Origin of the sequence: Bellilinea caldifistulae (genome assembly GCF_001306055.1) — a bacterium.
Lineage (GTDB): Bacteria > Chloroflexota > Anaerolineae > Anaerolineales > Anaerolineaceae > Bellilinea > Bellilinea caldifistulae.
In genome coordinates, this window is record NZ_LGHJ01000014.1 from 118,583 (window position 1) to 132,734 (window position 14,152).

Consider the following 14,152-nt stretch of genomic DNA (forward strand, 5'->3'; position numbering starts at 1 on the left):
GCTCATCGCTGTCTCCTCCTTTGGCGAATGCCTCCGCTGGGTTACCTCACCGCCCCCGGCGGAGGCTTGCTTTAAACCCCAAACTTCCCCTTCAGGCAGGTGCAACCCGGCCGAGTGGAATCAACCTTCCACAATCGGGAGGACGATGGTAAATGTGGTTCCCTGCCCAACCGTGGATTCCACCCAAATCCGTCCTTCGTGGCTTTCCACAATCGAGCGGACGATGGCCAGACCCAAACCAGTACCGGCCACTTCGCTGTTGACATTGCTGGCACGGTAGAACTTATCGAAAATGAATGGCAAATCAACCGAGGGAATGCCGATGCCCTCGTCTTTGATTTGCAGGATGATCTGGTTCTGCTCCATCTCGCCGTAGATTTCGATTTTTCCGCCGGGCTGAGAATATTTGATGGCATTATCAATCAGGTGTTCAAACATCTGGCGGATTTGCACCGGATTGCCATAGAAGGGCGGCATGGGCGAGGGCAGTTTGATTTCCAGGGTGTTGCCTTTGCGTGCCAAAGCTTTACGGAAGTTATCCGCTGCCAGATCGAGAATCTGGCGCAGGTCAAAGGTTTCCTTGCGGGTGTCAAAGCCGGCCTCAATCCGTCCAAGGTTGACCAGATCATCTACCAGATGGGTGATGTTCTGGACGCTGGTTTGCACGCGGCGAATAAATTCCTGTTGCAATTCGTTGACCGGGCCGGCCCGTTCGATTAATTCGGCGTAACCCAGAATAGCCGTCAAGGGAGAGCGTAGATCGTGCGAAACGGTGCTGACGAACTCGCTCTTGATGCGGTCCAGTTTCTTGAGGTAAGTAATGTCGTGGAGAGTCAGAGCGGTGCCCACATCGGGAATGGGGGTGCGCTGAGCGCCGAATACCCGTCCATCCTCCACCACCAGTTCTGTGCGGTTAGAAAGGCTGCGGGTGCTGGTGTCCAGTAATTCGAGCAATTCTGGTTGGCTGATGACCTCGCGGTAGGGTTTCCCAATTACATTCATGTGGTGGAGACCCAGCGCTGCTTCGGCAACCTGATTGATCAGGATGATCTCACGGTTTTGACCGATGACGATGACGCCATCCTGAATCTTTTTCAAGATGGTTTCCAGTTTATTGCGTTCGGCCTGGGTTTCATCGAACAGCCGGGCATTTTGCAGGGCAATCACGGCGTACTCCGCCAGCGTGGAAAGCAGGTTGATGTCGCGTTTATGGAAGGGCAGCCTGCTGTGACGGTTATCCACTCCCAGCACACCAAAAACACGATCCTGCACTTTAAGCGGTACATAAATCAGGGCGTGGACCAGATAGGATGTTTTGATTTTCTGCGGGGTGCTTTCGTCCAGCACAACCGGTTGAGCCGTCCTCAGCACCGAACCCGCCAGCGTATCCTGAATGGGCAGGCGGAAGGTGCGTACAAAATCTTCCTGAAAGTTCTTGGCAGCCCGCATGTACAACTCGCCGCTTTCCTCATCCAGCAGTAACAAACTGCCTTCCTCGGCACCGGTCAGCTCAACAGCGGCTTCGACAATTGCGGAGAGGACTTCGTCCGAATTGAGGGATGAGGTAATGGACTGACCCAGCCTTGCAAGCGTTTCCAGCTCATCCACCCGGCGGCGCAGCCGGTCGGTGGCCCGGCGGGCTTCCAGCAACACCCAATCGCGTGACTGGCGGACTTTGTTCAAACTTTCCTGAACCGAGGAAAGGATATCCTCGGTGCGCAGGGGCAGGCACAGGTAATCGCTCACTCCTAATCGCAGAGCTTTTTTGAGCAATTCGGGGGTGTCTTTTTGCACCAGTAAAACAATGGGAATGGCAGGAAATTGATGAATGAATTTACCGGCGACTTCCAGACCTTTCCCCTGATTCAGGGTTTCGCTGAGTACAATCAATGCCGGGTGATTCTCTTCGGCATAATGAAAGGCAGCTTCGACATCGCTTTGAATCACCACTGTAAAACCGGCGGATTGCAGTACCCTTTCCAGCAGGTAGGTGATTTGCGGATCCGTAATCAGGACGAGGATGGTCTGGTCTTTGTTTGGGTTATTCATGAACGGTTATGTGCCTCTATAGCATTATACCGGTTTAGCGGGCGGGCAGCATGACATGAAATTGAGTACCTTGTCCGGGTTTGCTTTCCACCCAAATTTTACCATTGTGGCGGCTTACCATTTCCTTAATGGTTTTCATCCCAACGCCCAAGCCGCCGAAACGTCGCGGCTGGGTCTGCTCGTTGCCCGCTTCGCTTTCAAAAAGGCGGGCAGCAATCTGAGCATCCAGACCCGCTCCGCTGTCGCTGACAATCAGGTGAGCATCGTTTCCGTCGGTTTTTTCCAGTTTGATCCGTACCTGACCACCACTATTGCAGAATTTGATGGCATTGCTCACCAATCCGTTTAGAATTTGGGCGATTTGCCGTTCATCACCCGAAATGTAGATCGGCTGGGGCGGCAAATCGGTGATCAGAGAAAGGTTGCTTTTTTGGGAAAATGGCAAAAAATGACCGGCAGTCACCCGAACCACTTCGGTCAGGTTCACCTCACGGGCCGGTCGCTGACTGCGCGGCGTCTGTATGGGTGTGATCGCTTCGGAAAGCTGGTTCAAGGTATCCAGCGACTGACGTAGCATGGTCAAATTTTCGCGCTGGGCAGATGACCAGCGGATGGTCGGATCTTGGAGCAATCGTTCCAGCGCGCCATATTGGACTTCAACTGCCCGGCGCAGTTCCTTTTTGATTTTTTGCAGCAATTCGATGGTGATTTTTTCCCCCGTCAGGGCATTTTCAGCCAGCGATTGCTGCTGACGAGCACGTTCTTCCATAATCCGGAAAAGCCGGGCGTTGACCAGCGAAATTGAAGCAAAGTCCGCAATGGATTCAACCAACCGCTGTTCATTCTCTCGGAAGGGTTCGGACTTGCGACGAATGAGCGTCAGCAAGCCAATGACCTGTTTGGAAACCTTTACCGGTACAATCAAAGCAGATTGACCCAGCGCCGAAACTTTAAACCGTTTGAGCGGTTCGCCGTGAATACTGAGCGGTTCACCGGACATGGCTACGAGAGAACTGATGCCGTCATCCCATGCCTGGTTCAACCGCACCGGCATGGAAGGTGGTAATTTATGCTGGGCAACCAGCACAAAAGCCTTGCTGGGTTCTTCTCGCAGTAAAAACCAGCCGATTTCGGCATGAGTAATCTGAGTGACGCTTTCCAGGATTTTTTCGAAGAGGGCCGATTGATCGGTAAGCGAGGTAACCGCTTTGGCAATTGAAAAAATGGTGGTCAGTTCACGGATGCGCTGCTGTAATTCCTGATTGGTTTGCTGTAATTGCGCAGCCAGTCGTTCCCGCTCGCGGCGTTCTCGGACCTGCGAGAGGTTACGCTCCACCGCAGAAAGCACTTCTGCTTCGCGCGCCGGCCAGATGAGGTAATCGGCTGCGCCCAGCCGAAAGGCCTGAATGATTTCGTTTTCTGTGCCTTTACGGGCAATCAGGATGACGGGGATATTGACTCCCTGAGAATTCAAACCAACCAGCAAATCTTTGCCGCTCAGTCCGGGCAGTTCGAGGTTGGCGAGAATGACATCGGGCATGACCTGCACGGCGCGGGAGAGTGCGGCAGTCCCATCGCTCACCTGATATACCTGATAGCCGGCAGCCTGCAAGGTCTGACGCGAAACGAAGTCCGCAATCACGGGATCGCTCTCAGCGATCAAGATTCGATCAGGATTTTCTGCCATGTATTCTTAATGATAGCACGGAACATTAAAAATAAAACACCGTTGACTATTCAATTTGCTAACAATTTTCCGATGTTTTTGGGGTTTACTGAGCCGAATATGGCAGTTGGGTCAGGCGAAGGCTGGCCGCTATTCCACACCCAGTACCCGCCGGGTGGCACGGAAAGCCAGCGGCGGCAGATGGTTGCGGGGGAAGAAAGCAGCCTGATCGGCATCATCTCCGGCGGATAGATGACCGCCGATCACCTCGGCACGATAAACAATAATGATGTCGGCACCGCGTTCATGTTCCCGTCCGTTGATGACATCGACAAGACCGGTGATTCGCACCTCAAGTCCGGTCTCTTCCAGACATTCCCGCAGAGCTGCCTCCTGCGGGTCTTCATGGGCATCCACAAAACCGGCCGGTATGCTCCAAAGACCCTGGAGCGGTTCGTTGATGCGTCGAACCAGCAGTACCTGATCATCCTGTTCCACCAGTACACCGGCGGCGACTTTGGGGTCGGCAAAATAAATAAAGCCGCATTGTGGGCAGACGGGACGCAGCTTGCCGAAGACGATGCGGGTTTCCAATTCAGCTGCGCATTGCGGGCAATACCGATAGATGGTAGGGCTCATGAGATCTTTCGTTTGAGCAGCATGGAAAGAAGCCATAACCCAAGCGCCAGAATGGCAAAGCCGGCTCCTGCCAGCCAGGCTGGGCGGATCATGCCGCGCTCCTGTTGGCTTTGGGGAGCAGAGGGGAGAGGGGCCGGTACAGGCTTTGGGGGGTTCGAATCGGGAGTGAACAGGTTCTTTCCCTGTTCTTCCGGTTGACGCACACCCAATATCGGGCCACTGCCTTCCAGAGGGAGGGGTTCAATCTGCGTAGGAACGGGGTTGATCTGAATACTGCCTGCCCCCGATTCGGGCATTGCCTGTGATTTGAATTCGAGATCCAGACCGCCGCCTATCCCATTGGCAGGCGGATAATCGGACGCTCCCCCGCAGAAAGCATCCGGACAACCCGGGGCCGTGCCTCCGCCTCCCCCCATGCCCATGGCGGGGGCCGGCGGGCCACCCCAGTACACGACTGGTGGGGTTTCTTGCGGGATTTCTGGAACTGCCATTATTCTTACGGTTTCTGTGCCGGTGACTGCCTGTAACTCCATCATCGGTTCACTGGCGGTCATCGGACGGGTTGCCATGCCCGGCAATAACTGGCTGACAAACATCCACACTGCCATGAGGGTTGCCAGTACGGAGGAAAAGCGTAAGGCGGGGATCAGGAAATACGAACGGCGTGGCTGCTGGACAGTGGCAGCGCTGAGGGTAAAATTGCGCGGCACTTTACGAAGTGGAGCATTGCGTAGAACAGCCCGGGTTTTTTGCAAAGACTCAAAAGTTTCTTTTGCCTCAGGATTGGACTGAAGTAACGCCTCAACCCGCGCTTTTTCGCGCGGGTCAAGCTCTCCATCCAGATAGGCAGAGAGCAGAATCAAATCACGAGAATTCAACTGCTCTGTCATTGTAATTCAGCCTCTTTCCCAAGACGAAATTTTGCCGGTAATAGTTCCGCAAAACCGGAAAGACAATCGCGTAAGCGCAGCCTTGCCCGTGCCAGCCGGCTTTTGATGGTGCCAAGCGGCTTGCCAATCGCCTGAGAAACTTCGTTGTAATCCATTCCCTGGATATCCACCAGGATGACCACTGCCCGAAATTCTTCCGGCAGGTCTTGAATGCAATGCTGAATGGCTTGTTCTAATTCGCGGGTTTCAACCTCCTCATCCGGCTGGGGATTGTGATCAGCCAGCCACGCCGGAGATTCGATTTCCTCATCATCTTCCTGATGGATCGGCTCCAGCGCCACGGTCGGGCGGCGCTGACGGCGGCGTAGTTCATCATAACAGGCATTGGTAACCATGCGCATGACCCATGCCCGAAACGAACCGCCGCGGTACTGGCGGATATTGCGGTAGGCGGAGATGAAGGCAGTCTGGGTGGCATCCTCCGCTGCTGCATCGTCGTTTAGCATCCGGTAGGCGAGGTTGAATGCCATTTGCTGGTAAGCCAGCACCAGCCGGTTGAAGGCATCCAGATCCCCATGCAGTGCATCCTGAATCAACGCGGCTTCGTCCATGTCAAGTCTGCTTTCTAGTCGTCCACCCGATCCAAATTAAACGCCAAATCAACAAACCGGCCGCTGAAACTGCCATCATCACCAGCGCAAAGACCGGCATGACCACATTTTGAAGCCACAAGCCGCGCAGCACAGCCCCCAGCGGCGCAGCCAGCCCCGCAGCCATCAAAACCCTCCATAATTGCCGGTAATCCGTACTGATTTGCGGTGTGAAGACTCCACCCAGCCAGCCGGCAGCCAGCCAGCCCGCCAGCATCGGCAGGAAGGTGACCAGCCATCGGCCGCCAGCCAGCGAACTGCTGTGCGAGGCAAACCCGATGAAGGTGACCACGAGCAGGACGACCCCGTCCATCAGAATCAAGAAAATGACGGGTGGAGAAACCGGATGACTCTTCACCCGTTTATCCTAACCTATCTAAATCTGAACGTCAAGAAGGTTTTTTAGCGGTCTTTATTTTAAATACCGGTCAAAGAATTCGATTGAACGCTGCATGGCCAGGCTGAAACTGTTGGCAATATTGTGATCATCGCCGGGGTAGGTGTAGAACTCAACCGGCTGACCAGCCGCCTGCATGGCTTCGTACAACCGTTGTGAAAAGTAGAGCGGCACGACCGAATCATCCACGGCGTGGTGCAGCTGCAAAGGGCCGCTGATCTGGTTGACGAACATGATCGGGGAGATTGATTCCCAGAAGGAGGGATTTTCCTGGGGAGATCCGTAGGTTTCAACCAGTTGCTGGGTAAACCGTCGCCCGCCAGTCGAAAGGGTGGGTATGGGAGTCGGCCGCCAGCGGTACATCAGGTCTTCGTAAGAACCGACCACCCCCGCCCAAATCACACCGGCTTTGACATCACCGCTGGTGACCATAACCCGCAGGGTGATGTGGCCACCCATCGAATGCCCCCACATGCCGATTTTTTGCGGGTTTGCCCTGGGGTAGCGTTTGATTGAGGCAACGGCGTTCAGCACATCAATCGTGTAGTCGGGGTTGCTGTAAGCGCCACGAGCCTCACCTTCTGAATTGCCGTGTCCGCGATAATCCGGCCGGAAGACAATGTAGCCGCGGCTGGCAAAAGCGTTAACGTAGGCAACGTAACGCTCGGTGGGGCGGTACTCGCGCGGAGGAATGTAGCCGTGATTGAAAATGATCACCGGAAAACCCCCGTCAGGCGGTTCGCCAAAGGGAATGGTCATTAAGGCAAAGATTTTCAGCCCCTCCGAAAGATAAGAAACCAGATACCGTTCATAATTTGCCCCGGAGGCCAGTTTTTCCTCAAAAGTGATTTCACTGCCGGGGTAATCCCGCAGGCGCATGGATTGAATGGTGAGGGGGTGCAGGGTGGGGGTGGGGGTAAAAGTAGCAGTGGGAGGTAATGTCGGGCTGGGGGTAACGGTTGGCAGAGGACTGGGAGTCTGGCTGGGTTGTTGAATGCTGGCAGGCGAAGGCAGCGGCGGTGCTGGTTCAAGATCAACCGAATTACACCCGCTGATCAGCAGTCCGATGACCAGTGTGAATTGAACCCATAGCGGATTTTTAAATTTGGACATAATTTATCCTGAATGAGATTGTAAAGGGATTTGAGGAAAGGTGTCAAGGCAAGTTTTGTGGTTTGAAAGAGGTTGCGCCGGGCAGGGTTCTGGTCTAAACTAAATGTATGATGGTCAGCAGTCGCACGGTCTTTTTGGGGATTGACCCCGGCAGTGGGCGCGAGGGGATGACTTATGTGGCGCTGGATGCCGAAAAGCGTTTGCTGGCCATTGGCGGGGGAAAGATCCAGGATGTGCTGGCTTATGCTGCCGGCCAGGCCGAGGTACTGGCAGCGGTGAATCATTTTTATAAGCCGTCGAGAGAACTCCCGGCGACGGAAATCCAGCAGCGGCTTTTCCCGGAGTTTGGAGATGATCTATTTGGGCGCTTGAGAAAAGAGGTGGCTGAACGGCTGGAATCCAACACCGCTGCTGGTTTAGCCGAAAAAGACAGCCGCAGTGCCAGGCAGCGTTCAGGTTTGCTTGTGCAACAGTTGCAGGGGTTGGGTTACCAACGTTTTCCAATGGAAGAAGAAAACCGACAGTGGCTGCGCTTTTCGGCGCAGGCTGCGTTTTACTCGTTGAGCGGCGGGCGTTTGTTCGAGGCACGCTCGCTGGAGGGGCGTCTGCAGCGCCAGTTGATTCTTTTCGAAGAAAAATTGCCGATTAAAGATCCGATGGATTTTTTTGAAGAAGTGACTCGCCGCAGATTGCTGCTCGGCCGGCTGCCGTATGAGATGATTTACGCTCCGGGTGAATTGAACGCGCTGGTGGGTGCTTATACGGCCTGGCTGGCAGTTTTTGATGAGCAGCGGGTGAAAAAAGAGGAAGACGGCAGTGAGGGCGGCTGGTATCTGCCGCTGCCACCTGCGCCGGCTGAAAATGAATGACATGGGCAGCCACTCTCTTTACGGGATGAAATGAATGCGGGCGGGTTTACCTGAAGTCCGCTCCCCAATCAAAACGGCTACCCAGGATTAAGATTGAATTAGAGTTTTTCGAAAAGCCTTTACATTCGGCTGCTTTTCGAGATAATAACCTTTAAGATAGACATAGTGAGGAAATAATGGTCAATGTAAAAATGTGGGTCAAAGCCTTACAGGTTATTCCCCATGTTGAGCGGGACGAGTGGGAACGTTTGGATGTGATATCCAAGTGGTTAATTTCCACGCGGGCAGCCGTGCTGATTATGACCTTTATCTCCGCTGCGATTGCCGGTTTGCTGGCATTGCGCGCCGGGGAGTTCAATCTGGTACGCTGGCTCATGCTGGTGATCGGGCTGATCTTTGCCCATGCCACCAACAATTTGCTCAATGACCTGACCGATTACTCGCGCGGGGTGGATACGGATAATTACTACCGTACCCAATACGGACCGCAGCCTTTGGAGCAAGGTTTGTGGAGCCGTAAGACACACCTCCTTTATGCCGCCGTGACCGGTTTGATTGCGCTGGCGGCTGGGGCTTATCTGGTGGCTGTGAGCGGAATTTTGGCGTTGTGGCTGCTGCTGGCAGGTGCCATTTTCGTCTTGTTCTATACCTATCCGCTCAAGTACATTGGATTGGGAGAACTTGCCGTTCTGCTGGTTTGGGGGCCGTTGATGATCGGCGGCGGTTATTATGTGATTACCGGTCAGTGGGATTGGTATGTGGCCCTGGCCTCTCTGGCGTATGCTCTCGGCCCCACCACGGTCATCTTTGGAAAACACATTGACAAATTACAGCAGGACAAGGAAAAAGGCATCCGCACTTTACCGGTGATTTTGGGCGAAACACGCTCACGGTATGTGGTGCTGGGTATGATTGCCCTGCAGTACCTCTCGGTGATCACGCTTGTCGCGGTGGGATATTTCTCACCGGTGATGTTGATCGTTCTGCTGGCGTGGTATTACCTGCCTCCGGTCATCCGGGTATTCAGCCAGCCGCGCCCGACTGAAAAACCACAGGACGCAAGGCTGGCAGCCGGTTGGCCGCTTTATTTTGTGGCGGCAGCGTTTTATCAAAATCGCAGTTATGGGTTGTTGTTGCTGGTCGGTTTGATTTTGCAATTATTCATTCGCTGAGCAGGGTTTTACTGGTTGGGCAGCGGGAACTGCTCAACCGCCAAAATCTTGCCTCCAGGTAAAGGGTTTTGGGAAATTGGGTGTGCAAATGGCGTGCGGTCAACCGCGCGCCATTTGCCAATTTTAAACCGGCAGCTTTCGACGCAGAAATGGAAGTTTCCGGCAGTCTGCGTGGGATTCAGGGTCTGCCATGGGGACCTGCTGAATCTTGTCATCTGATCCTTTGGCAAGGGAGGGGCGTTTTTTTAATCAAACTCTAACTTGACAATAATTATTTTTTAGATATAATTATTTACGGATAATGATTATCAATAAGAGGATGGGTTCGATGGATACCGAAGAACGCTTAAGGGATATTCTTCAAAGATTGCAGAAAGATGGTCACCGCATGACCCCCCAACGAGTGGCGATTTTGCGGGCGTTCCTTTCCGCACAGGATCATCCCACCGTTGAACAGGTCTACCGGCGGGTCTGCCGGGATTTTCCGATGACCAGCCTGGCTACGGTATATAAGACTGTTGCTCTGCTGAAGGAAATGGGCGAAGTAATCGAGATCAGCGGAGACCTGCAAGGCAGCCGTTACGATGCCTTTCATCCCGAACCGCATCCTCATTTGATCTGCACCCGCTGTGGTCAAATTTACGACGGCGAGGGCGTGGATGTTCAGCCAGTTGTGGCAGCCTTACAGGCCCAGTCGGCATTTCAGGTTTCCACCTACCGTCTGGATTTGTACGGCGTTTGCGCTGCCTGTCAGGCGCAGTCCGGCTGACCAAAATCAAATTCCAAAAATTAATTGTTTTACGGAGGTAAAAATGGCAACCTTAAAATCGAATACAATTTTTGACGAAAAACAACCCGAAATTGAAATTGCCCCATCCAACCGCGAGGCGGTCATCGAAATGCTGAATCGTCTGCTGGCCGACGAGCATGTCCTGATGCTCAAGACTCACAACTATCACTGGAATGTGCTGGGGCCGAGTTTTGACCCGATGCACAAGTTCTTTGGCGAGCAGTACGAAATGCTGGATGATATTGTGGACGATGTTGCCGAACGTGCTCGCGCTTTGGGGGGTAAGGCAGTCGGCACGATGCGTGAGTATCTGGAACTGACCCGCCTGAGCGAAAACCCCGGCGAATATCCGGATGTGATGACGATGATTGCCAACCTGTTGGCCGATCACGAAACCATCATCCGCGAACTGCGCAAGGATATTGACGAGAGTCTCGAAAAGTACGGTGATGTCGGCACCAGTGATTTTTTGACCGACCTGATCCGCCAGCACGAAAAGATGGCCTGGTTCCTGCGCTCGTTTTTGCAGGGATAGAGCGGTTTGAGCCATTGAACAGTACGCCCCTCGAAAGAGGGGCGTACGTTTTATCCAACCAGCTGGATTTCGGTAATCCTCAGGCTGGCGGCATCGTTGGGCAGCAAACCAAAGCGCAGTTTCCCGTCTGCTGTGAAGGTGGCGTATTGATTGTCTATCCAGATCACCAGCCCCAGCCGGCCGCGCGGGGTGAGAGGTGTTTCAAAAACCGGCTGTCCATCCACATCAAATCGCACAGCATGGGTCTGACATTCCAGGCGGTACTCATGGGGTTGGGTTACTTTCACATCCAGACGGGCTGCGTCCTGCTGAATGACGAAACAGGCAAGGCGGCGCAGCCAGCGGGCGGTTGCCGGAATTGCCAGCAGCGGCAGGACGAAAAGTGCCGGTATCAGCACCGCCGAAGGAATTAAGGGTGAACGAAATACCCCGGCCAGTAAACCGTTGGCGGGCAGGTCATCGCGCAGGCTGAGGTGATTTTCTGGTGAAGCGTAAAAGAACCAGGCTGCATTCGGCAGCATCGGCAGGCGGCGGGAACTGCCCCTTGCCCCCCAGGAGAAACTAAACGGATCGTTCCAGAAGCCGAATCCCCAGGTGCCGGGCACGGATGGGGAAGAGACCTGGGCGGTCAGCTTAAGGATCAGCGGCGGCTGCCAGCGGAAATGGCTGCGCGGAAGATGGCGGTAGTCATCCAGTTGGGCAACGCGGTAGGAATCAGCCGGGCCGGCCGGTAGTGCCAGCAGCCACCCGTTTTCGGGCAGTAACTCAACGCTGGCCTGGCCGGGGGGTAGGGTCAAGATATTCAGGGATGAAAAACTCGACATTGTCAGCAATTCCTGATTTATTATAAAGTATATGTCTTTGCCGAACCGTGGGGCCTGGGCATGGAAAGTACGGTTGGTGAGCGTTATCAGGTCAGTTTAGCGGACGGGAAGACGGCATCGCTCGACGCAGAACACCCCCCAAAGGGAGCGAATTCGCCGGATGGACGCTATGAAATCTTTGAACACCCCCAGGGATTAAGGCTGTTTGACCATCAGAGCCAGCAAGAGCAGGTTATCCCCCTTGAACCGGCCTGCCCGGATGCAGAGGTGTGTTATCTGAGTGGGGAACGACGTATCGTCTGGCGGGTTGATTCGAGCGGTTTTTATACCACGAATACCCGCAATGCGAATTTTGACGAACGCGCCGAAACAAATCTCTATTTTGTGCAGGTGCAGCCGCTGGTCATCGTAAAGGAACTGGCGGTCATTCGAGCCAATCCATGGACATTTTCTTTTTCTCCCGACCGGCGTTTTCTTGCTTTTTTGAATCAACCGGATGTGGATAACGCTTCCCCAAAAACCTATAACTGGGTGACCCTGAGTCTGATGGATTTACAAACCCTTCAAGTGCGCCGTTATTCGCAGGGGTGGGTGTTGCGGATGGCAGGCTGGAGTCCGGAAAGCCGACGCTTTTTGCTGACTTCCAGCCCTTTTGGTGGTCCAAATCCCAATGTTAAAAAACTTGCTGTGGGAGACCTATGCCGCCCGCCGGAGGAGTTGATTGTGCCGACCAAACAGACAATCATGGAAACGCTGTGGCTGGATGCGCAACATATCTTAATGTGGACAGCGCCGGAGGAAGGTATTCCGGATCGTTATCTGTCGGGGATGTATCTGTATCATTTGAGCGGGTCCAGCGAGCCCGTCAAGATTGATGATCTGGTGCAGGATTATTTCCAGCCCTATGGACTGCGCCATGAATTCGTCATTTTAAAATGAGCGGATTGTTTTCCTTGACAGGGTTTCACCCTCAGGTATAATGCCATCATCGAGAAAGACCAACCCGGAGTCCAGTAATCGCCTCTGGTCGTTCAGAGAGCCGGCGGGTGGTGCAAGCCGGACGACTAAGCGGTGAACTCCCCTCCGGTGGCCTGTTTAAGCAGGCCGGTTGCCTTCGCAGGGGCATAAAGCCGTAAGAAGGACGGATGGAACCGTTATCTCCACGAATGAGGCTGACCCATCAGCGGGCAGCGAAAGCAGGTGGCACCACGAGATGCTCCCCCCTCGTCCTGCACGGGCGCGGGGGTTTTGTATTCATCTTTGCGGAGGTGTGTTGATGTTGGATTTGAATCTGATTCGCGAAAAGCCTGAAGTTGTACGTAAAGCCTTGCGTGACCGGCAAATGGAAGACGCGCCGGTGGATCGCGTGCTGGAACTGGATGCGCGCCGGCGGGCGCTGCTGACCGAGGTGGAGGCCATGAAAGCCGAGCGCAACGCGGTTTCTAAGGAAATTGGTCGGATGAAAGACCCCGTGGAAAGACAGGCTAAAATTGACGCCATGCGCGGGCTGGGTGACCGGATTGCCGAACTGGATGAAGAGGTGCGTCAGGTTGAAAGCGACCTGCAAGCGCTGGTTGCTACCATTCCCAACATCCCTCATCCGGATACGCCCTACGGCACCGGCGAACACGACAACCGCGTGGTGCGCCAGTCCGGCGATATTCCGCAACTCGATTTCCAGCCTCTGCCGCACTGGGATCTGGGCGTCAACCTCGGCATTATTGACTTTGAGCGCGGGGTCAAGATCACCGGGTCGCGGTTTTACATCCTCAACGGCGCCGGGGCGCGTTTACAGCGGGCGCTGATCGCCTGGATGCTTGACCTGCACATCCGCCAGGGTTACGAGGAACGCTACCTGCCCTTTATGGTCAAGTCGCAGACTCTGTTTGCTTCCGGGCAGCTGCCCAAGTTTGCCGATAATCTTTACCACGACGCCGAAGAGGATTTCTGGAACGTGCCGACAGCCGAGGTGCCGCTGACCGGTATGTTGATGGACGAGGTTTTGGAGGAAGCCAGCCTGCCGCGCCGCTATACGGCCTATACCCCTTGCTTCCGCCGTGAAAAAATGAGCGCCGGCCGCGATGTACGTGGCATCAAGCGCGGCCATCAGTTCGATAAGGTGGAAATGTACATCTTCTGCCGACCGGAAGAATCAATGCGCGAACTGGAAAAAATGGTGGCGGATGCCGAGCAAACCTGCGCCGAATTGGGCCTGACCTACCGGGTGGTACAATTATGCACCGGTGATCTGGGTTTCAATGCGGCAATCACCTACGATATTGAGGTTTGGGCGCCCGGTTGTGGTGAATGGCTGGAAGTTTCCTCGGTTTCCAATGTGATGGACTTTCAGGCGCGCCGGGCAAACATCAAGTACCGGCCAGCCGATGGCGGCAAAACCCGCTTTGTCCACACCCTCAATGGGTCGGGGTTGGGCTTGCCGCGTACGCTCATCGCTGTGCTGGAAAACTACCAGCAGCCGGATGGCAGTGTGGTCGTGCCGGAGGTGCTGCGCCCGTGGATGGGCGGCATCGAGGTTATTCGCCCACAGGGATAAAAGT

At 54.4% G+C, this 14,152-nt stretch carries 14 protein-coding genes; 6 read left to right on the plus strand and 8 right to left on the minus strand.

What is annotated here, in order from left to right:
- Nucleotides 1–120: 120 nt before the first annotated feature.
- The 7 genes from AC812_RS08920 to AC812_RS08950 form a co-directional block, all read right to left on the minus strand.
- Complete coding sequence (locus tag AC812_RS08920) at nt 121–2,049, minus strand: hybrid sensor histidine kinase/response regulator (RefSeq protein WP_061914018.1); 1,929 nt, start codon at nt 2,047–2,049, stop codon at nt 121–123.
- A 34-nt stretch (nt 2,050–2,083) separates the two neighbouring features.
- A complete protein-coding gene (locus tag AC812_RS08925; protein WP_061914020.1) occupies nt 2,084–3,736 on the minus strand; it encodes an ATP-binding protein in 1,653 nt (550 codons plus the stop codon).
- A 129-nt stretch (nt 3,737–3,865) separates the two neighbouring features.
- Nucleotides 3,866–4,354 carry an NUDIX hydrolase gene (locus AC812_RS08930; protein ID WP_061914022.1) on the minus strand — a complete coding sequence of 163 codons (489 nt, stop codon included), beginning with the start codon at nt 4,352–4,354 and terminating at the stop codon, nt 3,866–3,868.
- Nucleotides 4,351–5,244, minus strand: a complete 894-nt coding sequence (locus AC812_RS08935; protein WP_061914024.1) for an anti-sigma factor family protein — start codon at nt 5,242–5,244, stop codon at nt 4,351–4,353. The genes AC812_RS08930 and AC812_RS08935 overlap by 4 nt, the downstream gene beginning before the upstream one ends.
- Nucleotides 5,241–5,855 (minus strand): RNA polymerase sigma factor, encoded by a 615-nt coding sequence (locus AC812_RS08940; protein ID WP_061914026.1) that lies wholly within the window; start codon nt 5,853–5,855, stop codon nt 5,241–5,243. Before AC812_RS08940 ends, AC812_RS08935 begins: the two co-directional genes overlap by 4 nt.
- A 1-nt stretch (nt 5,856) precedes the next feature.
- Entirely contained in the window at nt 5,857–6,252 is a 396-nt protein-coding gene (locus AC812_RS08945; protein WP_061914028.1) for a DUF3054 domain-containing protein, read from the minus strand.
- A gap of 54 nt (nt 6,253–6,306) precedes the next feature.
- Nucleotides 6,307–7,404, minus strand: coding sequence for an alpha/beta hydrolase family protein (locus tag AC812_RS08950; RefSeq protein WP_082426484.1), 1,098 nt, complete (start codon nt 7,402–7,404; stop codon nt 6,307–6,309).
- A gap of 107 nt (nt 7,405–7,511) precedes the next feature.
- Between AC812_RS08950 and AC812_RS08955 the strand changes: the two genes are divergently transcribed.
- The 4 genes from AC812_RS08955 (at nt 7,512) to AC812_RS08975 (ending at nt 10,770) form a co-directional block, all read left to right on the plus strand.
- Nucleotides 7,512–8,273: a hypothetical protein gene (locus AC812_RS08955; protein WP_061914033.1), complete on the plus strand. Its 762-nt coding sequence runs from the start codon at nt 7,512–7,514 to the stop codon at nt 8,271–8,273.
- 176 nt (nt 8,274–8,449) lie between these two features.
- Nucleotides 8,450–9,445, plus strand: a complete 996-nt coding sequence (locus tag AC812_RS08960) for a prenyltransferase (protein ID WP_236839236.1) — start codon at nt 8,450–8,452, stop codon at nt 9,443–9,445.
- 328 nt (nt 9,446–9,773) lie between these two features.
- Complete coding sequence (locus AC812_RS08970; protein ID WP_061914040.1) at nt 9,774–10,214, plus strand: Fur family transcriptional regulator; 441 nt, start codon at nt 9,774–9,776, stop codon at nt 10,212–10,214.
- Between the two features lie 43 nt (nt 10,215–10,257).
- Complete coding sequence (locus AC812_RS08975) at nt 10,258–10,770, plus strand: Dps family protein (protein ID WP_061914042.1); 513 nt, start codon at nt 10,258–10,260, stop codon at nt 10,768–10,770.
- Between the two features lie 50 nt (nt 10,771–10,820).
- Here the strand turns inward: AC812_RS08975 and AC812_RS08980 are convergent, their stop codons facing one another.
- A complete protein-coding gene (locus AC812_RS08980; protein WP_061914044.1) occupies nt 10,821–11,594 on the minus strand; it encodes a hypothetical protein in 774 nt (257 codons plus the stop codon).
- Between the two features lie 60 nt (nt 11,595–11,654).
- Between AC812_RS08980 and AC812_RS08985 the strand changes: the two genes are divergently transcribed.
- Both AC812_RS08985 and serS read left to right on the plus strand, forming a co-directional pair.
- A complete protein-coding gene (locus AC812_RS08985; protein WP_061914046.1) occupies nt 11,655–12,533 on the plus strand; it encodes a hypothetical protein in 879 nt (292 codons plus the stop codon).
- Between the two features lie 337 nt (nt 12,534–12,870).
- Nucleotides 12,871–14,148 (plus strand): serine--tRNA ligase, encoded by a 1,278-nt coding sequence (gene serS / locus AC812_RS08990; protein ID WP_061914048.1) that lies wholly within the window; start codon nt 12,871–12,873, stop codon nt 14,146–14,148.
- Nucleotides 14,149–14,152: the final 4 nt, after the last annotated feature.